This is a genomic window from Flindersiella endophytica, from assembly GCF_054779015.1.
Map to the genome: position 1 here is coordinate 716,652 of NZ_BAAGYY010000024.1, position 22,302 is coordinate 738,953.

The 22,302-nt window shown below is 70.0% G+C and carries 19 protein-coding genes; 8 read left to right on the forward strand and 11 right to left on the reverse strand.

Going from position 1 to position 22,302, the window contains the following annotated elements:
- Positions 1–80: 80 nt before the first annotated feature.
- On the forward strand, positions 81–2,264 hold the full coding sequence (locus ACYVF6_RS31120) for a beta-galactosidase (RefSeq protein ID WP_460526196.1): 2,184 nt from the start codon (positions 81–83) through the stop codon (positions 2,262–2,264).
- Between the two features lie 56 nt (positions 2,265–2,320).
- Positions 2,321–2,761, forward strand: a complete 441-nt coding sequence (locus ACYVF6_RS31125) for a PNPOx family protein (RefSeq protein WP_460526197.1) — start codon at positions 2,321–2,323, stop codon at positions 2,759–2,761.
- A 95-nt stretch (positions 2,762–2,856) separates the two neighbouring features.
- Here ACYVF6_RS31125 and ACYVF6_RS31130 read toward each other — a convergent pair whose 3' ends face one another.
- Positions 2,857–3,636, reverse strand: coding sequence for a cellulose binding domain-containing protein (locus ACYVF6_RS31130; protein ID WP_460526198.1), 780 nt, complete (start codon positions 3,634–3,636; stop codon positions 2,857–2,859).
- Between the two features lie 269 nt (positions 3,637–3,905).
- Here ACYVF6_RS31130 and ACYVF6_RS31135 point away from each other — a divergent pair, with 269 nt between their 5' ends.
- Positions 3,906–4,892, forward strand: a complete 987-nt coding sequence (locus ACYVF6_RS31135) for a phosphatase PAP2 family protein (RefSeq protein WP_460526199.1) — start codon at positions 3,906–3,908, stop codon at positions 4,890–4,892.
- Between the two features lie 99 nt (positions 4,893–4,991).
- Entirely contained in the window at positions 4,992–5,942 is a 951-nt protein-coding gene (locus ACYVF6_RS31140; protein ID WP_460526200.1) for an NAD-dependent epimerase/dehydratase family protein, read from the forward strand.
- A 33-nt stretch (positions 5,943–5,975) separates the two neighbouring features.
- Here ACYVF6_RS31140 and ACYVF6_RS31145 read toward each other — a convergent pair whose 3' ends face one another.
- A complete protein-coding gene (locus tag ACYVF6_RS31145) occupies positions 5,976–6,857 on the reverse strand; it encodes a hypothetical protein (RefSeq protein WP_460526201.1) in 882 nt (293 codons plus the stop codon).
- A 186-nt stretch (positions 6,858–7,043) separates the two neighbouring features.
- Here ACYVF6_RS31145 and ACYVF6_RS31150 point away from each other — a divergent pair, with 186 nt between their 5' ends.
- Positions 7,044–9,002 carry an acyl-CoA dehydrogenase family protein gene (locus ACYVF6_RS31150; RefSeq protein ID WP_460526202.1) on the forward strand — a complete coding sequence of 653 codons (1,959 nt, stop codon included), beginning with the start codon at positions 7,044–7,046 and terminating at the stop codon, positions 9,000–9,002.
- 45 nt (positions 9,003–9,047) lie between these two features.
- Here the strand turns inward: ACYVF6_RS31150 and ACYVF6_RS31155 are convergent, their stop codons facing one another.
- The 6 genes from ACYVF6_RS31155 to serA all read right to left on the reverse strand — a co-directional run bounded on the left by ACYVF6_RS31155 (position 9,048) and on the right by serA (position 15,324).
- Positions 9,048–9,641, reverse strand: coding sequence for a TetR/AcrR family transcriptional regulator (locus tag ACYVF6_RS31155; protein ID WP_460526203.1), 594 nt, complete (start codon positions 9,639–9,641; stop codon positions 9,048–9,050).
- 34 nt (positions 9,642–9,675) lie between these two features.
- Positions 9,676–11,154, reverse strand: coding sequence for an FAD-dependent monooxygenase family protein (locus tag ACYVF6_RS31160; RefSeq protein WP_460526204.1), 1,479 nt, complete (start codon positions 11,152–11,154; stop codon positions 9,676–9,678).
- A 75-nt stretch (positions 11,155–11,229) separates the two neighbouring features.
- Positions 11,230–12,114, reverse strand: a complete 885-nt coding sequence (locus ACYVF6_RS31165) for an NAD-dependent epimerase/dehydratase family protein (protein ID WP_460526205.1) — start codon at positions 12,112–12,114, stop codon at positions 11,230–11,232.
- Positions 12,114–13,079, reverse strand: coding sequence for an aldo/keto reductase (locus ACYVF6_RS31170; protein ID WP_460526206.1), 966 nt, complete (start codon positions 13,077–13,079; stop codon positions 12,114–12,116). Before ACYVF6_RS31170 ends, ACYVF6_RS31165 begins: the two co-directional genes overlap by 1 nt.
- Positions 13,080–13,081: 2 nt before the next feature.
- A complete protein-coding gene (locus ACYVF6_RS31175; protein ID WP_460526207.1) occupies positions 13,082–14,002 on the reverse strand; it encodes an aldo/keto reductase in 921 nt (306 codons plus the stop codon).
- 101 nt (positions 14,003–14,103) lie between these two features.
- Positions 14,104–15,324: a phosphoglycerate dehydrogenase gene (gene serA, locus ACYVF6_RS31180; RefSeq protein WP_460526208.1), complete on the reverse strand. Its 1,221-nt coding sequence runs from the start codon at positions 15,322–15,324 to the stop codon at positions 14,104–14,106.
- A gap of 233 nt (positions 15,325–15,557) precedes the next feature.
- Between serA and ACYVF6_RS31185 the strand changes: the two genes are divergently transcribed.
- The gene (locus tag ACYVF6_RS31185; protein ID WP_460526209.1) at positions 15,558–16,820 is read left to right on the forward strand and encodes an MFS transporter; all 1,263 of its coding nucleotides are present in this window, start codon (positions 15,558–15,560) and stop codon (positions 16,818–16,820) included.
- Positions 16,821–16,986: 166 nt separating this feature from the next.
- Here the strand turns inward: ACYVF6_RS31185 and ACYVF6_RS31190 are convergent, their stop codons facing one another.
- Positions 16,987–17,988, reverse strand: coding sequence for a GlxA family transcriptional regulator (locus ACYVF6_RS31190; protein WP_460526210.1), 1,002 nt, complete (start codon positions 17,986–17,988; stop codon positions 16,987–16,989).
- A 71-nt stretch (positions 17,989–18,059) separates the two neighbouring features.
- Between ACYVF6_RS31190 and ACYVF6_RS31195 the strand changes: the two genes are divergently transcribed.
- Entirely contained in the window at positions 18,060–19,403 is a 1,344-nt protein-coding gene (locus ACYVF6_RS31195; protein ID WP_460526211.1) for an MFS transporter, read from the forward strand.
- Positions 19,404–19,593: 190 nt separating this feature from the next.
- Here the strand turns inward: ACYVF6_RS31195 and ACYVF6_RS31200 are convergent, their stop codons facing one another.
- Positions 19,594–20,442, reverse strand: a complete 849-nt coding sequence (locus ACYVF6_RS31200) for an LLM class F420-dependent oxidoreductase (protein WP_460526212.1) — start codon at positions 20,440–20,442, stop codon at positions 19,594–19,596.
- A gap of 63 nt (positions 20,443–20,505) precedes the next feature.
- Between ACYVF6_RS31200 and ACYVF6_RS31205 the strand changes: the two genes are divergently transcribed.
- A complete protein-coding gene (locus ACYVF6_RS31205; RefSeq protein WP_460526213.1) occupies positions 20,506–21,240 on the forward strand; it encodes a GNAT family N-acetyltransferase in 735 nt (244 codons plus the stop codon).
- On the opposite strand, the gene ACYVF6_RS31210 is transcribed toward ACYVF6_RS31205, so the two are convergent.
- Positions 21,230–22,234: an AraC family transcriptional regulator gene (locus tag ACYVF6_RS31210; RefSeq protein WP_460526214.1), complete on the reverse strand. Its 1,005-nt coding sequence runs from the start codon at positions 22,232–22,234 to the stop codon at positions 21,230–21,232. The two genes, ACYVF6_RS31205 and ACYVF6_RS31210, sit on opposite strands and share 11 nt — an antisense overlap.
- Between the last annotated feature and the right edge of the window lie 68 nt (positions 22,235–22,302).

The window sequence follows — 22,302 nt, forward strand, 5'->3', positions numbered from 1 at the left end:
TTTGTAATGGATTGCTGAAAACGTTTGCAGCTAGTTTTCAGCATCGTAACCAGCACGGAACACCAAGACAAGGGCGCGACGTGATTTCTCTTGACCGCAAACGGATACTCGTCGACGGCACGCCGAGACTGCTGCTCAGCGGCGAGGTGCACTACTTCCGCGTGGACCGGGCAGAGTGGCCGGACCGGCTCACCAAGCTGAAGGATGCGGGCTGTGACACGGTCGCGTCGTACATCCCGTGGTTGTGGCACGAGGACGCCTCGGGCGAGTTCACCGGGCTGGACGACCTGGCCGACTTCATCGACCTGGCGGCGTCGTACGGCCTCTACTTCCTGGCCAGACCCGGACCGTTCGTGATGGCGGAGCTGAAGAACGAAGGCCTGCCGTTCCGGCTCTACACCGAGCATCCGGAGATCCAGCCGGTCACGTGGGACGGCAAGCCGGTGCCGACGCGAACGGTCGACTACCTCGCGCCGGCGTATCTCGCCGAGGTCCGCCGGTGGTACGCCGCGGTGCTGCCGGTGATCCGCGAGCGCCTGTACCGCGACGGTGGCAACGGCGGCAACGTGATCGCCGTCCAGCTGGACAACGAGGTAGGGATGCTGTCGTGGGTCAGCAACTCGCCGGACCTCACCGACCACGTGCTCGCCGACTTCGCCGCGTTCCTGGGCCGGCGGTACGACGCCGCCTCGCTGGCCGCCCGATATCCCTTCTCCCTGGAGGATCCGGCCGCGCGGGCGACCGGCGTCCGTTCACCGCAGGAGGACTACGCGCTCGCGGTGCTGCACGACCTCGGGCTCTACATGCGCGACCGGTTCGCGCGTTATATCGCGACGCTGAAGGAGTACGCCGAGGAGAACGGCGTGACCGGCGTGCCGTTCATCGTCAACATCCACGGCACTGCCGACGGTCGCGGCGGGCCGTTCCCGATCGGCATCAGCCAGCTGATGGAGTCGTACTCCGGACTGCCCGGCATGCTGTCGGGATCCGACCACTATCTCGGTGACCTCACGACGGCCAACGCGGTCGATCTCTACCTGATCAACGCGTTCATGGACGCGGTGCACGACTCCGACCAGCCGCTGACGTCGGTGGAGTTCGAGGCCGGCGACGGCAACTACGGCAGCGACCTGACGCACCGGCACAGCCCGGGCACCACCGAGCTGAAGACGCGGCTGTGCGTGGCGCAGGGCAACCGGCTGCTCAACTACTACCTTTTCGCGGGCGGCATCAACCCGCGGCTGCCGATGCGGGTCGGCGACGGCAACGACCGGATCGCGTTCACCGGCGAGCGGCACGGTTTCGCGGCGCCGGTCGGTCCGGAGGGACAGCTCAACCTCACCTACGCCGAGACGCGTGACGTGCTGCGAGAGCTCGGGGCGCGGGCCTCGTCGCTGGCGACGATGCACGAGGAGCACGACGGGCTCGCGATGGCGTTCCTGCCGGACTATTTCATGACGGAGTCGTACTACCCCGGCAGCGTGACGATGCGCGACCTGGTGGCGGCCTTGGAGCGGCACCGCTTCGGCGGGCCAGGCCAGATGCTGGCCCGGTCGATGCTGCTTGCCGGATACCGCTTCGGTGCCGTGGATGTGCAGCGCGCGGCCTTGTCGCCGTCGACGACTCCGGTGCTGGTGCTGGCGTCGGCGCGATACCTGGCCGCGGAGGTGCAGCAGAAGCTGGTCTCGTACCTCCACAACGGCGGCCGGCTGCTGCTGTGCGGTGAGGTGCCGTCGTTCGACCTCGAGGGCCGGTCGTGCACTGTGCTGATGGACGCGTTCGGGCTTACGCAGAAGGAGGTTCGCTACGCCGACCACCGCTTCTTCCTGTCGGTGTGCGCGAGCGGACGGGCGGCGCCGCGGCCCGAGGTGCGGGTCAGCTACGCCCAGCTCTTCGAGGCGACGCCGGCCGACGGCGAGCTGCTGGTCTACGACTACGACTCCGGCGCGGGCTGCGGCTTCGACCTGCGAGTCGGCGCGGGCCGCGCGGTCGTGCTGACGACCGACTACCCGGGTGGCGACCTCGAGTTCTACCGGCTGCTGCTGGAAGGACTCGGCGCCGAGGCCGGCCTACGGCACGAGCCGGCGGACGCCCACGTCGTCGTGACGTCGACTTCGAACGAGGCGGGCGAACGGCTGCTGCACGTCCTCAACCTGGATGGACGCCCGCAGCGCCTCACGTTCAGCGAGAACGGCCGGCCACTGTTCGGCGGCGAGCCGGTCGAGCTCGCGCCACGCAAGGGAGTCATCCTCCCGCTGACCTGAGGCCCGCCGGGCGAGGTCCAGGGTGAGGGCCTTGCCCTGACGGGTAGGGCCCTCGCATGACCCGTCGCAGCTATCTGTCACCACCCTGGTGGATGCGCGCGATCGGCAACCGGATGGCGCGCTGGTTCAACCCGAAGCTCGTCTCCACGCTGGAGGTGCCCGGCCGCGTCACCGGACGGCCGACCACGACCTCGATCGTCGTCCTGGAGCATGGCGGCGAGCGCTACTTGCTCGCGCCGTTCGGAGCGACCGACTGGGCGCTCAACCTGAGCGCGGCCGGCTATGGCCGCCTGGTTCGCCGTGGTGCCGCGGAGGAGTTCACGGCGATCGAGGTGCCACCGGAGGAACGTCCACCACTGATCGCGGCCTACCGCGACCGCTTCGACCGGATGCCCAAGGTCGCGGACAGCTTCGCGCGGCTGCCCGACCCGGCAGACCATCCAACCTTCCGGATCGCGCCGCGCGTGAACCGGCCGGAGCCCTCCACCGGCGGCTGATCGACTCGGAACTCGGGGGAAATTAGTTAATTCGGGTCACCCAAATTAATTAATTCCCAGCTAGTGAGACCCGTGAGCCCTGGGCGGCTACGTGCTCAGCAGGTCGAGCCGTTGAGCGAGCAGGAGCCGAGCTCGGTCGAGGAGCCGTCGGCCTCGAAGCCGAACGTCGTCGACTCGCCGGGCTGCAGGATGGTCTTGCCGAGCAGGCCGCTCACGGTGACCCCACCGCCGAGCTGGACCACGGTCGCGTCCCAGGCGTCGGTGACCGTCACGTCGCCGGCGTAGTCGAAGTTCAGCGTCCAGACCAGCGGCGCGTCGGTGGTGTTGGTGACTTCGACGGTCGCGGTGAAGCTGTCGGCGTTCTGCTCGGAGTAGACGAACTCGACGGCCGCGGCCTCTTCCGTCGGCGACGGAGTGGGAGTGGTGGGGCTCGGCGTCGGAGTGTCGGTGGGCGTGGGTGTGGGCGTCGAGGTCGGTGTGCCCGTCGGGGAGGGTTCGGGCGTGCCGGTCGGCGAAGGCGTTCCGGTGGTGGTCGGCGACGGAGCCGGCGCGCCGGGGTCGTTCGGGTCCTGCTGAGGGATCGGCAGGCGCGACTCCTCGACCGTCGGCCGGGCGCGGTCGGCCGGTGACGTGGAGGTCTTCGGCGAGGGCGTGGTGGCCGACGGGTTGTCGGACGGAGTCTCGAACGGCCGGGTCGTCGAACGCGACGCGCGCTGGGTCTCCCGGTCGACGGGCTTCGTCGAAGCGTCGACCGGTCCGGTGACCGACGGATCGGCATCGAGCCAGCTGGCGTTCAGATCGCTGCCGCTGTTGCCGTGCGTGAGGTACGCGGCGGAACCCGCGACCACGACCGGGACCACGCTGGAAATCGCCACAGCGCGCCACCGTCGCGGCCACACCCGCTTGACATGCCGACCCATCAGACCCTCCCAGTGTCTGGCGTCCGTCGGTGCCCCAACCCGACCAACATCACAACTTGGTCACGTACATCGACGGCTACGTTAGTGGAACCGTTCCGTCGATTTTTCCGGCCAAATCACCCCAGTCCGCGCATTCCCGGCGTAGAACGTCCAATTTTGGGCAGCTCCACTCATGCTGAGCGAAGCTGAACGGGGTTCTCAGATTGTCGAACTACCTTGAGGCCGTGCAACGATCCCGCTTCGGACTGGCTGCCTGGCTGATGCTGCTGACCGCGGCGTATGTCGGGCTGCTCTATCTGGTCTACCGCGGCTTCGTCCACACCGAGCGCGGCCACTACGTCGAGGCGACGGCACTGGCCGGCAACACGATCGGTGAGGCGCGAATCTCCCACGGTGTGCTCCAGGTGCTGAACGCCGTCTCGGTCGCCTCGCTCGCGGCGGCCACCGCGGCGATCGGCTTCATCGCGCTGGTCCGGCGCCGGATCGTGCTGGCGATCGCCGCCGTCGTCCTGATCGGGGGCTCGAACCTCACGACGCAGGTCCTGAAGTACGGCGAGCTGTGGCGGCCGGAGTACGGCTTCGACCCGTCGAGCGGCTCGGCGAACAGTCTCCCCAGCGGGCACGCCACGGTCGCCGCTTCGGTGGCGGTGGCGCTGGTGCTCGTACTCCCGCCCCGGCTGCGGGGAACGGCGGCGCTGTTCGGCGCGGCGTATGCCGGGATCACCGGCGTGGCCACGCTGTCGGCCGGCTGGCACCGGCCAAGCGATGCGATCGCGGCCTACCTCGTGGTCGGCGGCTGGGCCGCCGGCGTGGCGCTGCTGCTCGTCCTCGCGCAACGCTCCGACGCGCGGGCCACCTCACACGACGCGCATCCGGTCGCGGTCAGCCTGCTGCTGGCGACGGGCGCCGGCCTGGTCGTGATCGGGCTGTCCGCGCTCTACCTCACCAACGAGGTCATCCCGACGCCGATCGACGAGCTGTCGCGGCAACGCCTGTTCGTGGCGTACGCAGGCAGCGCGGCCGGGATCGCCGGCACGATGGCGATCGTCATGGCCATCTCCCTGGCGACGCTGCACCGGGTGGTGCCGCGCTTCCTGCGGGCGCCGAAGCAACGCCGGAGCGGGCAGGCGGCCGCGCCGGCCGGCAGCCCGATCCCCCGGCAGAGTCCGCAGCCGACAACGGCCGACCTCAGCCTGGACGCCCGCGACTGACGCTCCGTTTCTCGTTCTCCGCCCTTGCGCTGTGGCGGTTGCTGGCCTAGTCTTCTGAATCGATCAAGGGAATCGATTCAGAGACGTTGGGAGGGGTTCGTGATACTTGTGACCGGCGGCCTGGGTTCGATCGGGTCGCACACCGCACGGGCACTGCTCGACCTGGGTGAGCCGGTCGTGCTGACCGCGCACCGGTCGACCGAGCTGCCGGACTACCTCGCCGACGAGCCCGCCGGCCGGGTCGTCGTCGAGCCGCTGGACACCACGGACCGGACGGCGTTCCTCGCCTTCGGGACCCGCTACGAGATCACCGGCATCGTGCACCTCGCGGCGGCGCGCTTCGACCTGCCCGATCCGGTCGCCTACCTTCGCGCCGACTCCCTCGGCCTGCTCAACGCGCTCGAGGCGGCCAGGGAGTGGGGCGTGCGGCGGTTCTCCGTCGCCAGCTCGATCGGCGTGTACGCGGGAATCGGCGACTCGCCGTTGCGCGAGGACATGCCGCTGCCGGCGATGGCGCCGCACCAGATCCTGGCGTTCAAGAAGACCGCCGAGCTGTGGACCCAGCTGGCCGGCGACAGCGCGGGGTTCGAGACGGTGAGCCTGCGGATCGGCACCGTCTGGGGACCGGTGGGCGTACCCGACAACCCGTTCACGCCGCTCCCCCGCCTGCTCAGCGCGGCGGTCTGGGGCGAGGACCCGGATCTCACGCCGCCACGCCCGCCCGCGTACGCCGACGACGCCACCGATCTCTGTTACGTGAAGGACTGCGGCCGGGCGATCGCGCTGCTCATGCTCGCCGAGCGGCTGAACCATCGCGTCTACAACATCTCGAGCGGACGCCTGGTGCGCTACGACGAGGTCGTCGCCGCGATCAACTCCGCCGTTCCGGGTGCCGGCCTCACCCTGCCGGCAGGCCGCAGCCCCGGCCGGCCCGCGGACACCTACCTCGACATCGCCCGCCTCCAGGCCGACACCGGCTTCGAGCCGGCGTACGACGTCGAGCGAGCCGTGCCGGACTACGTCGACTGGCTCCGAAAGCACGACCACTAGCCCGAGGATGGTGGTGTGAGCGCCGGGCTCGGCTCAGATGGCCCAGAGGTAGCCGGAGGTGCGGCTGTCGTACCACGCGAACGTGCCGAACGCCGCCACCGTGAGCCCGAACTCCCGATAGGACGGCCGCCCGCGGTCGACCCACCATTTGTAGGCGCCCGCGATCTCCTGGGCCAGCCGGCGCGGACCCGACGCGACCACCTCGTCGGTGTCGGGTTCGATCCGGCACCAGGAGGTGGCGTCGTAGAACCAGCGGAACGTACGGGTGTCGACCTCGAGCTCGGTCACGCCGACGCCCGGCAGCCGGAGTCCGGCGACGAACGACGCGTCGAGGTCCTTCCACAGGTCTTCGGCCAGCACCACGGGTGCCGGAATGCCCGGGGCGAACGGATCGGCGTGGAAGTCGAACACGCTGCAGCGCGGCCGCGCCCGGCACAGGTCGGTGTCGTCGGCGCAGGCGGCGAACGGGCCGGCGGCCCAGTGCTCGCCCGCGGTCAGCCGGACCAGGCCGATCCGCCCGAACGGGTTGGACCAGGCCGCGAGCAGTCGGCCGCCGGGCTCGACCGTACGGATCCAGCGGTGGTCGAAGTCGGCATGGGTCGTCGGCACCACCACGCGGGCGTACTGGCGTGGATGCGTGCCGAGCTCGGCGGATCCGACGATGAGGTAGGGGTAGAAGCCGGCACCGGCCAGCAGGTCGCGTACCCGGCCGGCGGTGAGGGCGTCGGGCACGGCGACATCGACCCGGCGGTCTCCGAGCAGGGCACACAGCAACGCCGCGGTCTTGCCGGTGCGCGCGCCGATCACGAGGACGCGCGAGGCCCGGCCGATCTCGAGCAGGTCGACCAGCCGCGCCCGCCACTGTTGTGACGCTTCGCCGTCGACCGCGTCCGGCGTGTTTCTGATGTCACCCAAACCCACCTACGCAGCCTGTGAGCTGGCGATTACTGCTGTCAAGCCTGTGGGCCAAATTGCGGCGGAGAGTGACGGGTTTCTTGCGGTGGATCTTGGCTATGCGTCTACCGACGAGTAACACTGGGCAGTAACCACTTGAGAACCCGTGAAGTACTCACCTAGGTGCCGCCAGAGGGTGTGAGAACGATGACGACTCACTTGGAACCGCAGGCCCAGAACCAGACCCAGCCCGAGGCCGTGACCGAGCAGGACGCGCGCGCAGTCGCCGAAGCCGCTCGGGAGAGCAGATGGACCAAACCGAGCTTCGCCAAGGAGCTGTACCTCGGCCGCCTGCGACTCGACCTGATCCACCCCCACCCGCGCACTCCCAAGGAGAAGGCGGACAAGGGCAGCGTGTTCCTGGCCAAGCTCGAGGCGTACTGCGAGACGCTGGACGGCCAGCGGATCGAACGCGACTCCGTGATCCCCGACGAGTACGTCAAGGGTCTTGCCGAGCTTGGAGTGTTCGGCATCAAGATCCCGGAGGAGTACGGCGGCCTCGGGCTGTCGATGGTGGCCTACGACCAGGCGCTGGAACTGATCGGCTCGGTGCACCCGAGCATCGGTGCGCTGGTGTCGGCGCACCAGTCGATTGGCGTACCGGAGCCGGTGAAGCAGTTCGGCACCGAGGAGCAGAAGCGCGAGTTCCTGCCGCGGTGCGCGGCCGGGGCGATCACCGCATTCCTGCTGACCGAGCCCGACGTCGGCTCCGACCCGGCCCGGCTCGCGATGACCGCTGTCCCCTCCGAGGACGGCGAGGAGTACGTCCTGGACGGCGTGAAGCTGTGGACGACCAACGGTGTGGTCGCCGAGCTCGTCGTGGTGATGGCCCGCGTCCCGAAGTCCGACGGGCGCCGCGGCGGCGTGACCGCGTTCGTCGTCGAGGCCGACTCGCCGGGCATCACGGTCGAGAACCGCAACTCGTTCATGGGCCTGAAGGGCATCGAGAACGGCGTCACGCGTTTCCACCAGGTCCGCGTACCCGCGAAGAACCGGCTCGCCGAAGAGGGCCAGGGACTGAAGATCGCGCTGACCACGCTCAACACCGGCCGGCTCTCGATTCCGGCGCTCTGCACCGCGGCCGGCAAGTGGTGCCTGAAGGTCGCCCGCGAATGGTCGAACGAACGGGTCCAGTGGGGACGTCCGATCGGCAAGCACGCGGCCGTCGCCAACAAGATCGCCTACATCGCCGCGTCGACGTACGGGCTGGAGGCGATGCTCGAGCTGTCGGCCGAGATGTCCGACCAGGGCGGCCTCGACATCCGGCTGGAGGCCGCGATCGCCAAGCTGTGGTCCAGCGAGATGGCCTGGAAGATCGCCGACGAGCTGGTGCAGATCCGCGGTGGACGCGGCTACGAGACCGCCGAGTCGCTGGCGGCCCGCGGCGAGAAGGCCGTGTCGGCCGAGCAGCTGCTGCGTGACCTGCGGATCAACCGGATCTTCGAGGGCTCGACCGAGATCATGCAGCTGTTCATCGCCCGCGAAGCCGTCGACGCGCACCTGCAGGCGGCCGGCGACCTGGCCAACGTACGGGCGTCGACGTCGCAGAAGGCTCGCGCCGCGGTCAAGGCCAGCGGCTTCTACGCCGCCTGGCTGCCGAAGCTGGTGGCGGGCAAGGGCCAGGTGCCGACGTCGTACTCCGAGTTCGGCCGGCTGGCCAAGCACCTGCGCTACGTCGAGCGGGCGTCGCGGAAGCTGGCGCGCAACACGTTCTACGGCATGGCGCGCTGGCAGGCGAAGCTGGAGTTCCAGCAGGGCTTCCTCGGGCGCGTGGTCGACATCGGCGCCGAGCTGTTCGCCATCTCGGCGGCCTGCGTGCGCGCCGAGCGGGAGCGCGCGGAGTCCAAGGAGCGCGGCGAGTCCGCGTACGCCCTGGCCGACGCGTTCTGCGAGCAGGCCCGGGTCCGGGCCGAGGAGCTGTTCGACCGGCTGTGGCGCAACACCGACACGACCGACTACAAGCTGGCCCGCCGGGTGCTGGACGGTGAGCACACCTGGCTCGAAGCGGGCGTCCTGCACCAGTACGACGAGGACGCGCCGTGGATCGCCTCCTGGGAGCCGGGCGAGTCGCAGAAGCCCAACCTGGCCAGGCGCTTCAACCGCTAGCAGACCACTGGGCGCGTGCTTACCAGGCCTGGGGGCGGTGACTGCTCATCCGGACCGCAGGATCGCGGCGACCGCACCCCGCACCAACGGCTCCACCCTGCGTCCGAGCAGCTCGTCCGGGTTCTCCGGCGCCGGGCCGGTCAACGTCGTCAACACGGTTCCCGTCGCGAACGCCAGCAGCTGGACGGCCTGCTCGTCCGTCACGTCGACCTGGGTGGCCTTGGCGATCCGGCGCAGCAGGTCCAGCAGCGCCTCGCGGGCCTGGTTGAGCTGGCCCGCGAGGTCGGGACGGCGGCGGGCTTCGAGCAGGAGCTCGCAGATCGCCGCACTGCGGTCGCGCCGGCCCGTCACCGCCTCGGTCACCACGATGGCGACCGCGCCCGCCATCGCCTCGACGCCTGGCTCGCGGACGCCTTCGCCGGCGCGGGCCAGCGCGGCGGTCAGCGAGCCCACCGAGTGTTCGACGACGCCGTGCAGCAAGGCCTCCCGCGTACGGAAGTAACGCGACGTCGTACCAGCGGGCACACCGGCCGCGGCGTCCACGGCCCGGTGCGTCAGCCCGCGGGCACCGTCCCGGGCGAGCACCTCGATCGCGGCGTCGGCCAGCCGGCCGCGCCGCTCAGGGTTCGCCCGGGGCATCGCCACGCACCTCGTTCACCGCTTGCACTTTCGCTCACACCTCGCCGCACCACTCGGCCAGCGCGGCCTTCACCTGTGCCTCCACGTCGGCCTCGGCACCACTCGTCCTGGCCGCCCACGCGATGTACGCGTCCGGCCGGATCAGCGACACCGCCGGCACCGTGGCCGTCGCCGTGGCGTTCACCAGCTCGACCCGGTCCTTGTACGGCTCGACCAGCCCGGCCAGCGAGGCGGTCCCAGTCGTGTCGACCAGCAGGAAACGACCGGTCGCCAACCGCTCGTACAGCCGCCCGTCACCGGCCGGCAGGTCCGGGATCCGCCGCCCGCTCCAGGACGTGTCGCCGGATCTGCGTGCCGGGGCGTAGCGCAGTCCGATCCCCGTCAGCCGTCCGGCGATCTCGTGCCGGAACCTCGGGATCCGCAGCAACATCCGGATCGTGAACGTGCGCACCGCCCGGCGGATCTTGCCGTACCCCAGCACGAGCTTGACGAACAGGTCGGTGAGCGCCAGCACCTGCGCGCCCACCGGGTGCCGCTCCTTCTCGTACGTGTCGAGCAGCCAGTCCGGCCCCCAGCCCTGGACGACCGCGGCCAGCTTCCACCCGAGGTTGTACGCGTCCTGCAGCCCGGTGTTCATGCCCTGCCCGCCGAGCGGCGAGTGCACGTGCGCCGCGTCGCCGGCCAGGAACACGTTGCCGACGCGGTACGTCCGGGCCTGCCGCCGCTCGCTGAGGAACCGCGAGGTCCATTTCGGCTCGCTCATGCCGGAGTCGGTGCCGGCGATCCGCTGGAACGCCGAGCGCATCTCCGCCCCGGTCACAGGCTCGTCGAGCGGCACCGTGTCGCGGCTGCGGTCCCAGACGATCGCGCGGAACCAGCCGTCGCCGTACGGGACGCTCAGCACCATTCCGTCCTCGCCGGGGATGCCGAACAGGCCGGGCGGGATGTCGCCGTCGAACCGCACGTCGGCCAGCATGATGTGGGTTTGGTACTGCTTGCCCACGAAGTCGACGCCGAGCAGCTCGCGGATCGTACTGTGGGCGCCGTCGCAGCCGACCGCGAAGCGCGCACGCTCGGTCTCGGTCCTGCCGTCGTGCTCGACGTCGAGCTCGATGCCGTTGTCGTCCTGCCGGAGGCCGGTCACCTTCGCGCCCTTGGCGATGTCGACGCCGAGCTTCTCCGCGCGAGCTTCCAGTACCTTCTCGGTCCCGCTCTGCGGAACGATCAGGATCATCGGATAGCGAGTCTTGATCTCCTTGGTCAGATCCAGGTTCGCACCTGGGAACGGGGCCGCGTTCACCACCGCGGTTCCGTTCTCCTGGAGCTGCCCGGCCAGCCCGCGGCCGTCCATCAGCTCCATCGTGCGAGCGTGCACGGCGAACGCCCGCGTGATGTTGGGTTGCTCGCTACGTCGTTCCAGGACTCGGACCCGGACTCCGGCGAGTGCGAGCTCGCAGGCGAGCATCAATCCGGTCGGCCCGGCGCCTACGACGAGAACGTCGGTCTCTCGCATGCTGCCATCCTTCGAACGAAGGTCCGCTACAAATGTAGCGCTACATCTGTAGCGTATACCCCTCGTCCGACGGCCTCAATACGAGCAGGAGACCTGACGTACGGCCTCTGGGCCCGTGGCGTCCAGCCTGCGCAGCTCCTCCAGGAACGTCCCGAAGTGGTGCTCGGGCGCGTACCCGATCCGGTCGCCGTCGCCGGTGTCCACCAGCGACGGCCGGCGGGCGATGTCGATGGCGTACCGCTCGACCAGCTCACGCGCGCCGGGGAAGATCCGCTCGACCGCGGCCCGTGGGTCGGCCTCCCAGCCCTCGAGCTGTTCCTCCTCGAACGCGTTGGCACGCACGGCGTTCACGACGAGACCCTCAGGCTCTGCTCCGGCCGGCTCACCGCCGAGGTGGTCGACCGCCGCGTGGACGCAGGACAGCACGTCCTCGCGGTCGACGCCGCCGTAGAGCAGGCGAGCGCCGTAGCGGTTGAGATAGTCCGAGCCCCACGGCGTGAAGTCGTGCGGGCGGATCGTGACGTAGCCCAGGCCGTGGTTGCGCCGGTGGTACTCACACAGCTCCTCACCGACCCGCTTCGTGAAGCCGTACTTGTCGTAGTGCCCGTGCCAGGACATCGACGAGAGGAACACCAGCCGCTTGACGCCGGCCGAGCGCGCGGCCTGCAGGGCCCAGAACGTCCCGTCGACGTTGAGCCGCCAGAAGTCGGCCTCGGTCTTCGTCCGCGAGTGGATGCCGTGCCAGGCCGGCAGGTGCAGCAGCAGGTCGCAGCCCCGCGCCGCCGTCTCGAGACCGACGCCGACCTGGATGTCGGCCTGGTGGTACGGCAGCCCGTCGAACGGCGGCTCGTCCGGTGCCGTCCCCAGGTCGGACAGCACGAGGTCGTGCCCGGCGGCGCGCAGCAGGGCGACCAGTCCTTTACCGAGGTTGCCGGTCGCTCCGGTGATCAGAATCCGCATCAGGCCCGTCCCAGCGCCGTCTCGACGTCGGCCATCTGACTGTCGGACAGCGGCCCGTGGCGCAGCGCTCCGGCGTTCTCGCGCGCCTGCGCGACCGTCCGGATCCCCGGAATCGGCACGAACGCCGGACTCTTCGCGAGCAGCCAGCCGAGCGCACCCTGGGCGAGTGTCCGGCCGTCGGCCGTCAGGATCTCACGTACCTTGTCGACCGCTGCCAGCTTCTCGGCGTCGGCACCACGGAAGTTCCAGCCGCGGCGGACGTCGTTGTCGGCGAACGTCGTGTCCGCGCGCATCTTGCCCGACAGCAGCCCCATGCCGAGCGGGCCGCGCACGATGCTGGCGACGCCGTTGGCCTCGCAGACGCGCAGAGTCTCGGCGTTGCCGCTGAGCACGTTGAACGCCTGCTGGATCGCCGAGCAGTGCTCGCGGCTGGCGAACTGCTCCGCCCGCGTCGGGTCGTCGGTGCTCCAGCCGTACGACCGGATCTTGCCCTCGGCGACCAGCGACTCCAGCACCTCCAGCACACCGTCGGCCTCGCCCGGGGAGGCACCGCCGAGGTGGAACTGCAGCAGGTCGATCGTGTCGGTCTCCAGCCGCCGCAGACTCGCCTCGCACGCGGTCCGGACGTACTCCGGCGACGCGTCCGTGCCCGGCGACTCGCGGCGCTCCTCGTCGTAGGTGAAGCCCCACTTGGTCGCGATCACCACGCCGTCGCGCTTGCCGCGCAGCGCCCGGGCGACCACGCGCTCGCTGTGCCCGCAGCCGTAGACGTCGGCTGTGTCGAAGAACGTGATGTCCTCGTCGAGCGCGGCGTGGATCGCGGCGACCGACTCGTTGTCGTCGACCTCGCCCCAGCCGATCGGGTTGCCGTCGCGGCTGTGCGGGCCGCCGATCGCCCAGCAGCCGAAGCCGATCGCGCTGACCTCGAGGCCGCTGCGGCCGAGCGTTCGCTTGGGAGTCGTCATGCTCAGTTCTCCTCCGGGGACTCGCCGGCCTCGTCCAGGCGGCGCTTGGCCTCGGCGTACACGTCGTCGGCGAGCGGGCCGGCCTGCGCGGCGCGTACGTTGTCGGCCAGGTGCTCAGGGTTGAGCGTGCCGACGATGATCGTGTCGACGCCGGGGTGGCTGAGCGTGAACCGCAGCTGCCACTGGGTCCGGCTCTCCCCCGGGTCCAGCAGCTCGTCGAGCTTGGCGCGTTCCCAGGTGGCCCACCGGTCGGCCGCTCCGAGGCCCTGGCCGGGCTCGCCGCGGGCCACGCCACCGCGCACGATCGTGCCGGCACCGGCGTCGTGCGCCTTCTGGATCAACGTCTCGTGCCGCCGTTCGAGCGCGGAGTAAGGAATCTGGAACGAGTCGAACACGCCCCAACCGATGTACGTCGCGAGGTGCGGCGAGGTCGACGAGATCCCGATGAACTTCGTACGACCGGAGTCGCGGATCTCGCGCAACGTGTCGACGAGGTTGTGCTCCTCCGCGAGCTCGACCGCGGGGTTGTGCAGCTGCAGCAGGTCTACGTAGTCGGTACGCATCCGGCGCAGGCTCTCGGCGATGTTGCCGAGCAGGTGGTCGCGGTCCCACTGGTGCGGTGTCTCGTCGTGGTCACCGGCCGGGACCATCGAGCAGCCGCACTTGGTGGCCAGGACGTACTCGCTCCGGCGGTCGGCGATGTACTGGCCGATGTAGGCCTCACTGCGGCCGTAGTCTCCTGCCGTGTCGACGAAGTTGACGCCGGTGTCGAGCACCGCGCCGAGGATGTCGCGGGCCTGCTCGTCACGAACCGGCCGGCCGTTCCAGATCCGCTCGCCGCGAATCTCCATCGCGCCGAAGCCGAGGCGGGTCACCTGGAGGCCGGTCGATCCGAACGAGCGGGTTTCGAGCTGTTCAGGCATGGTTCTCATCCTGTTCACGCCCGGCCCGCTGTGTCCAATAGCGAAAGCTGCTCGCCGCGAGCAGGCAGCTTGCTCAATCGGAACTTTCGGACTTGTCGGACCTACGACAGCACGCGCAGGCGAACCGTCTCGTCCATCGCGGTCAGCGCGTCGATCACCGACTGGTCGGCCGGCGCGCCGATATCGGTGATGACGTAGCCGGTCTGGGCCTTGGTGCCGAGGAACTGGCCCTCGATGTTGACGCCGTGCTCGGCAAGCAGGCTGTTGATCTGGGCGAGCACACCAGGTGTGTTGACGTGGATGTGGGCCAGCCGGTGCGCGCCGGTCTGCTCGGGCAGCGCGAGGCCCGGCAGGTTGACCGAGAGCGAGGTGTTGCCGGCGCTGGCGTACTGGTGCAGCTTGCCCGCCACGAACTGTCCGATGTCCTGCTGCGCCTCCTGCGTCGAGCCGCCGACGTGGGGCGTGAGGATGACATTGGGCAGCCCGCGCAGCGCCGACTCGAACGAGTCGCCCTGGCGCTTGGGCTCCGCCGGGAACACGTCGACGGCCGCGCCCGCGATGTGGCCGGACTCGATGTGCCGGCGCAGGGCCTCGTGGTCGACGACGAAGCCGCGCGAGAGGTTGAGGAACAGCGAGCGCGGCTTCATCCGCGCGAACTCCTGCTCGCCGAAGTAGCCGCGGTTCTCCGACCGGCCGTCGACGTGCAGCGTCACGACGTCGACGGTCTCGAGCAGCTCGTCGAGCGTGGCGCAGCGCTTGGCGTTGCCGAGCGCGAGCTTGTCGGCGACGTCGTAGAAGTAGACCGACAAGCCGAGCGCCTCGGCGATCACCGACAGCTGGCTGCCGATGTTGCCGTAGCCGACGATGCCGATCTTGCGGCCGCGGATCTCGTGGCTGCCCTTGGCCGACTTGTCCCAGACGCCGTTGTGCATGGCATGGTTCTTGTCGGTGAGTCGTCTGGCCATCGAGATGATCTCGGCGATCACGAGCTCGACGACGGAACGGGTGTTGGAGAACGGGGCGTTGAACGCCGCGATGCCGCGCTCGGTGCAGGCGGACAGGTCGATCTGGTTGACGCCGATGCAGAACGCGCCGACCGCGAGCAGGGAGTCAGCCTGGTCGAGGACCTTCGGCGTGACGTAGGTGGTCGATCGGATGCCCAGCAGGTGAACGCCCTCGATGCGCGACGCCAGCTCGTCCTCACCCAGCGCACCGTCGTAGGTCTCGACCTTGTAGCCCGCCTCCGACAGCAGAGCGGACGCGTCGGGGTGGATGTTCTCGAGCAGGAGGGCACGAAGGTTGTCACCGTTGTGTTGGGCCATAAGGACAATCGTGCCGCTTGGAGTCAAACGGCCGGTGCGCGGGGAGGGCCGGGCCCATGGTCAGGGGCCGGCCCTCCGGCGAGAGCCGCGGCGCAGCGCCGACCGGCTGCGGTTCAGCACGGCACGCCTTCGATCGCGCTGAGCGGTCCGTAGACTGACAGTGATGGACTCGACCGGATCAAGACCGACATACGGTTGGATACTGGTTGCCGCGCTGGCCGTGACGACGACGCTTGGATACGGCGTACTCTCCTACGCCTTCGCGGTCTTTCTCGTACCCATGCAGCACGATCTCGGCACCCGGCCGGACTCCGATCACGTTCGCGGCGACGTTGACGCTGCTCGCCGCCGCGCTCGCGGCCGTGCCGGCGGGGCGCTGGCTGGACCGGCACGGCGGGCGTGGGCTGATGGTCGGAGGTTCGATCGCCGCGACCGTCGGGCTGCTGGCCTGGTCGCAGGTGCACAGCCTGCTCGCGTTGTACGCCGTGGCCGTGCTGATCGGTTTGTCGACGGTCGGCGTGCTGTACGAAGCGGCGTTCGCGGTCGTCGTGACGTGGTTCCAGCCGCCTCGGCGGGGCACCGCGATGTTGACGATCACGATCGCGGGCGGGTTCGCGTCGACGATCTTCCTGCCGTTGACGGGGTTCCTGGTCGACGCGTACGGCTGGCGGCATGCGCTGATCGTGCTCGCGATCATCTATGGCGCGTTGACGATCCCGTTGCACGCGCTGGTCCGGCGGCCGCCGATGGCCCTGCCAGCGGAGGCGTCTGGACGCGGCGGGCGTGGCGGTCCGGGTGGCGCGGTGGCCGGCGACGGCGACCGGAAGACCGTGCTGGCGAAGGCGTTCCGCGACCCGGCGTACTGGCTGATGACCGGCTCGTTCGTCGCCGAGTCGATCGGCATCTTCGTGCTGAGCGTGCACATCGTCGCGTACCTCGTCGAACTCGGCCACTCGGCGACGCTCGCCGCCACGATCGCCGGGCTGTTCGGCGTGCTGTCGGTGACCGGCCGCATCGTCACGACGTTCGCCCAGCGCCGTACCCGGATGACAACGATCGTCGCGGTGATCTTCCTGGTGCAGGCGGGCGGCGCGGTGGCGCTCCCGTTCCTCGGCGGCAGCATCGCCGGCGCGATCGTCTGCATCCTGGCCTTCGGCATCGGTTTCGGCGTGGGGACCATCGCCCGCCCCGCCATGATCGCCGACCGCTACGGCGTCGCGGGCTACGCCACCCTCGCCGGTCTGATGGCCGGCCTGCTGATGGTGACCAAGGCCGCCGTCCCCCTCGGCGCGGCCTACCTCCGCACCCTCACCGGCAGCTACACCCTCGTCATGATCATCTGCGCCGCCGGCGCCGTCCTCGGCGCCCTCGGCCTCCTCGCCATAGGCGCGACGCGCACCACCGATCGACCTGCCGCCGGCGAGCAAGCCGAACAGCCCGCCACCGACCTGGCGACCGACGAAGACCCAACCGAACCCGCCCGCCGTCGAGACTAGACGATCTATTCCAGGGGGTCGCCGGTCAAGCGCGCGGCGCATGGCGCCGTTGGTGGGGGTGGGCACAGCCGGAGGAGGAGCCAGGAGGGCCTCCGGCGATCGACGACAACGCAGCCAGCGTGGACGCCAGGCGTCGCGCGTCAGGCGACCCCTTGGAATAGATCGTCTAGGCGCCGCGGAAGGTGCGGCGGTACGCGAGTGGGGAGACGCCCAACGCGGTGTGGAGGTGCTGGCGCAGCGACGCGGTCGTACCGAAGCCCGCTTCCCTCGCCACCCGGTCCACCGGCAGGTCGGTCGACTCGAGGAGGTCGCGGGCGCGTTCGACTCGCTGGCGGGTCAGCCATTCGCCCGGTGACAGGCCGGTCTCGTCGCGGAAGCGGCGGGTGAAGGTGCGGACGCTCATCCGGGCCTGCTCGGCCATCGCCGGCAGCGTGACGTGTTGGTCCAGCCGCCGCAGCACCCATTGGCGCGCAGGCTCGGTCGTCGCTCCGGTCACCGGCGGTACGGGCTGCTGGATGTACTGCGCCTGCCCACCGTCCCTCCACGGCGGTACGACACAGTTGCGCGCCGCCTCGTTCGCGACGGACGAGCCGTGGTCGCGGCGGATGACGTGCAGGCAGAGGTCGATGCCCGCCCCGACGCCGGCCGAGGTCAGCACGTCGCCGTCGTCGACGAAGAGGACGTCGGGGTCGAGCGCCACGGCGGGGAAGAGCGAACGGAAGCGCTCCACATGCCACCAGTGCGTCGTCGCCGGGCGGCCGTCGAGCAGGCCGGCGGCCGCGAGTACGAACGCGCCTGTGCAGATCGACATCAGCCGCTTCCCGGCCTCCGCCGCCCGCAGCAGCGCCGACGCGATCTTCGGGTCGAGCACGCCGTCGACCAGTATCGAACGGTCGTAGAGCCCGGGCACGACGATCGTGTCGGCGTCCTCCACGGCTTCCAGTCCGTACTGCGGCATCACCTGGAAGCCCGCGTTGGTCTCGATCGGGCCGCCGTCGGCCGTGCAGACGCGGATGTCGTAGAAGCCGCGATCCGAAGCATCCTTGGCGTTGCGGAAGATCTGCGGCGCCGTACCCAAGTCGAACGCCACCACCGCGTCCATCGCCAGCACCGCGATCCGGTGGGGATGGTCGACCAGAGTGCGTTCCGGACGCCCTGTCGAGGTCATGGCCCAATCTTTGCACATATTGGCCATCAGGCCACTCGCGTGCGCCCCGCCGCTCCGGCAGGCTCGACTGTGTGACTCTCACCAGGGCTGTGCCCCGCCTCCACCGTGCCTGGATCGTCGCCGCCGTCGGACTGCTCGCGCTGGTCGGCGCGGCCGGGTTCGGCGCCACGCCGGGCGTCCTGATCACGCCGCTGCAGGAGGAGTTCGGCTGGTCGCGCGGCACGATCGGCGTCGCGATCTCGATCAACCTGATCCTGTACGGCCTCACGGCGCCGTTCGCCGCCGCCGCGATGGAGCGATTCGGCATGCGCGGCGTGATGGGCGCCGCGCTCGGCCTGATCGCGCTCGGCGCCGTACTGCCGATCTTCATGACCGACAGCTGGCACCTGATCGTGACGTGGGGCGTCATGGTCGGCCTCGGTACGGGCGCGATGGCGCTGTCGTTCGTCGCCACGCTCACGGGCCGCTGGTTCGTCAAGCAACGCGGCCTGGTCACCGGCATCCTCACCGCCGGAGGCGCGACCGGCCGGCTGATCTTCCTGCCGCTGCTCGCCGGGCTGTCGGTGTCGTACGGCTGGCGCTCGGCGTCGGTCGCCGTCGGTGTCGCGGCGCTGGCGATCATCCCGATGGTCGTGCTGTTCGTCCGCAACTACCCGCGCGACATCGGACTGCGTCCGTACGGTGCCGACGAAGCCGCGCCCGAAGCAGCCACGCCGACCCCACACCCCGCGGCCGGCAAGGCGCTGTCGACGCTCCGGTACGCAGCGCGCAGCCGCGCGTTCTGGCTGCTCGTCGGCGGCTTCGCGATCTGCGGCATCTCGACCAACGGGCTCATCCAGATCCACCTGATTCCCGCCGCGCACGATCACGGGATGGCCGAGCCGGTCGCCGCGGGCCTGCTGGCGATGGTGGGCGTACTCGACATCGTGGGCACGGTCGCGTCCGGCTGGCTCACCGACCGGCTGCCCGCGAACGTTCTGCTCGGCGTCTACTACGCGTTGCGTGGCGGGTCGTTGCTGGTACTGCCGTTCCTCCTCTCGGCGACGGTGCATCCGAGCCTGCTGTTCTTCGTGATCTTCTACGGGCTGGACTGGGTGGCCACCGTTCCGCCGACGATCGCCTTGTGCCGAAGGCATTTCGGCGACGCCGGCCCGATCGTGTTCGGCTGGGTCTTCGCCTCCCACCAAATCGGCGCGGCGATCGCTGCCACCGGTGCCGGGTTGATCCGGGACGGCATGGGCAGCTACACCGTGGCGTTCACCGGTGCCGGACTGCTGTGCTTCCTGGCCGCCGCCATGTCCATCTCCATCGGAGGCCCGCGCCGTGCCAGTAAAGAGCAGGCCGCAGGCGACGAGCATGGCGCTGGCCGCGCAGACGATTACGACGAGCCGGTAGCTGCCGGCGAGAAGGGATGACTGCCAGGCGTCGCCGCCTTTGCGCGACCAAGGCATCGGCGCTCTTCCAGCTCGGATGCCATCACCTGATCGAACGTTCCATAGACTTCTGGCGGCCCGTCCTCACCGACGCGGTAGCACCGCAGATCGCGTGGCGGCGGGACCAGTGGCGACGAAGGTGTCGGCTCGACGCCGGCGGATCGTCGCCGGGTCAGGCGTGGTCGATCAGGGTGGTGGCGGCCAGGTCGATCAGGTCGTCCATGGCGGTGCCGTCCATCGTCGGTGGTTGGAGGACGAGGCGGTGCACTCCCGCTTCGGCGTAGCGGCGGACGGTGTCGAGGTCCGGGATGCCTGGCGGCGTGATGCTCACCTCGATCTCGCCGAGGTCGGAGGGGCGGCCGTGGCGGGCTCGCGCCGCCTCGAGTTGGGCGAGGGCGGCCGTGGTCTCCTCCACCGAGAGCTCCCAGCCGTACCAGCCGTTCGCCGACTGGACCACGCGCCGGTACGTCGCCGCCGAGTGGCCGCCGACCACGATGGGTGGGTGGGGCCGCTGCACTGGCTGCGGCTGCTGCGCCACCCCGTCGAACGACACGAAGCGGCCGTCGAACGCCGGCGAAGCGTCAGCCCACAAGGTGCGGAGCACGGAGAGGTATTCGTCGGTACGAGCGGCGCGTTCGGCCAGGGGTACGCCGAGCGCCCGGAACTCCGGCTCGACGTAGCCCACGCCGACGCCCACCGTGAGCCGGCCGCCGGACAGGAAGTCGATCGACGACAGCTGTTTGGCGAGCAGGACCGGCTGCCGCTGCGGCAGGACGAGTACGCCGAACCCGAGCCGGATCCGGCTGGTCAGCGCCGCCAGGTGCGCCAGCGTGACCACGGCCTCGATCCGCGGCTGGCCGACCGGATCGGCGGCGTTCGTGTCGTCGCCGACCGGGAGCGCGATGTGGTCGCCCACCCAGAGCGCCTCGAACCCGGCGTCCTCGGCTCGACGCGCCCGACGCGCCATGGTTTCAGGGGAGGCACTGCTCCCACGATGCAGCCCGTACAACGCGAATTTCACCGGGCAAACCTACCCCGAAAGCATGACGTTCGCTGTCCTGTTTGTCGTCTAGGCTCACCTGCCATGGCGAGTCTCGCGTGTGACGGCTGCGGAACCGTGGTGGAAGGCGGCACGTTGCGTGCGTTCAGCGACGCCTACGTCGAGCACGTACGCGAGGCGCACCCCGACTGGCCGTTCCCCGAGATCGCGATCCGCAACGTGGCCGAGGCGACGCAGCGCCTGACCGGCTCGACCGAGCGGCTCGACACCATCGGCGCGATCGAGGTGCACCCGGTCGTGGACGAGCGGAACGACCGGAACGAACGCGACGACCGGATCGAGGACTGGCTCGCGTTCTTCGACCACGACGCGTTCGCCGGTAATCCCGTCGACGCCGTGTGCTACTGCACGGGCCCCCTCCTCGGCGACACCAGCTCGCGGCCATGGCAGGTGAATCGCTCGTGCATGGTCGAGATGCTGCGGAACGGACGCGCGTACGGCTATCTCGCCTACGCCGGCAACCGTACGGCCGGCTGGGTCAACGCCACCATGCGCGAGAACGCCACGATCGACATCGGCTGCTTCGCGATCGCGCCCCCGTTCCGGCGGCACGGCGTCGCCGGCGCCCTGCTCGCCCACGTCCTGGCCGACGCCCAAACCCGCGGCGCGAAGAGCGTCGAGGCCCGCCCGCTGAACCAGCCGGACACGTCGGCCGCCGCCAACTACCGCGGTCATCTCGGCCTGTTCCTCGCCCACGGCTTCGTAGTCGTCGAACGCCGCGAGCACGACAGCCTCGTCCGCCGGCCGGTCAGGCCATGACCCGCCAGACGCTCGGCGCCTTGCCGGCTTCGCGTTTGAACGCCCGGCTGAACGCTTCCTCCGAGTCGTAGCCGATCCGGCGCGCCACAGCCGCGACGCCGAGATCCGACGTACGCAACAGGTCCTTGGCGAGGTGCATCCGCCACCCGGTGAGATAGCGGATCGGCGCCAGCCCGAGCACCTCCCGGAACCGCTCGTCCAGCAGCGAGACCGACACGTTGGCCTGCCGCGCCAGCGAGAGCAAGGTCCACTTGCGTTCGGGCGAGCCGTGGATCGCCGCCAGGGCGGGCGCGAGCACGGGATCGCGCAATGCCCGCAGCCAGCCGGTCTCGGCAACCGGAGCCGTCGCCAGGTGCAGCTTGAGTACTTCGATCAGCAGGAGCTCCGACAGCGGCGTCGGCGCCTCGAAACGATCCGAGGCGACGAGCGTCGTCTGCTGGACGGCGTATCCGATGCTCGCCCGCACCCACTCCCGGACCGGCCCGTCCGGCGGCCGTACGACGAAGACCGGCGGCAACGCGCGCAGCCGGGGATCGAACAGCGGGTCGTCGCAGACCATGTAGCCGCAGATCACCTCGGTCGCGGCGCCACCTCCGCCGTGCTGGATGACCGGCATCCGTTCCCACGGTGGCGGCTGGATCAGGCTGTCGATCCGCACGCAGTCCGCCGGCTCGGCGCCGCCCATCCGGTGCGCGTCGCCGTACGGGAGCACGATCACGTCGCCGGCGGCGGCCCAGTGGCGTCCGCTGCCGTCAGCCTCGATCCACGCGCCACCGGCGGCGATCAGGTGGAACAGGATCACGCGGCCGGCACCGGGCGCCAGCAACGCGGCCGCGTCGCCCGGCGGTAGCGAGTCGTAGGCCCAGGCCTCGGTGTATTCGCCGCGCAGGAAGATCGCTCCCTGCAGCCGCAGCCGGCTGAGCGCCACCTGGAGTGTGGCTGCCTGGTCAGGCGCCGCGGTGGCTTGGTCATGGTGCTGTGTGATGCCCCCCACGAAACTTGATTCTGGCACGAAGGAGCCGTTGAACCGGACAGCTCCGAAAGTAGTTAGGGAGAACTGCG

What these genes read in the sequence shown, in the direction of transcription:
- ACYVF6_RS31125 (WP_460526197.1), top strand. Translation starts at nt 2,321, where the DNA reads ATGACCCGTCGCAGCTATCTGTCACCACCCTGGTGGATGCGCGCGATC.
- ACYVF6_RS31150 (WP_460526202.1), top strand. Translation starts at nt 7,044, where the DNA reads ATGACGACTCACTTGGAACCGCAGGCCCAGAACCAGACCCAGCCCGAG.
- ACYVF6_RS31155 (WP_460526203.1), bottom strand. Translation starts at nt 9,641, where the DNA reads ATGCCCCGGGCGAACCCTGAGCGGCGCGGCCGGCTGGCCGACGCCGCG.
- ACYVF6_RS31160 (WP_460526204.1), bottom strand. Translation starts at nt 11,154, where the DNA reads ATGCGAGAGACCGACGTTCTCGTCGTAGGCGCCGGGCCGACCGGATTG.
- ACYVF6_RS31165 (WP_460526205.1), bottom strand. Translation starts at nt 12,114, where the DNA reads ATGCGGATTCTGATCACCGGAGCGACCGGCAACCTCGGTAAAGGACTG.
- ACYVF6_RS31170 (WP_460526206.1), bottom strand. Translation starts at nt 13,079, where the DNA reads ATGACGACTCCCAAGCGAACGCTCGGCCGCAGCGGCCTCGAGGTCAGC.
- ACYVF6_RS31175 (WP_460526207.1), bottom strand. Translation starts at nt 14,002, where the DNA reads ATGCCTGAACAGCTCGAAACCCGCTCGTTCGGATCGACCGGCCTCCAG.
- serA (WP_460526208.1), bottom strand. Translation starts at nt 15,324, where the DNA reads ATGGCCCAACACAACGGTGACAACCTTCGTGCCCTCCTGCTCGAGAAC.
- ACYVF6_RS31190 (WP_460526210.1), bottom strand. Translation starts at nt 17,988, where the DNA reads ATGACCTCGACAGGGCGTCCGGAACGCACTCTGGTCGACCATCCCCAC.
- ACYVF6_RS31205 (WP_460526213.1), top strand. Translation starts at nt 20,506, where the DNA reads ATGGCGAGTCTCGCGTGTGACGGCTGCGGAACCGTGGTGGAAGGCGGC.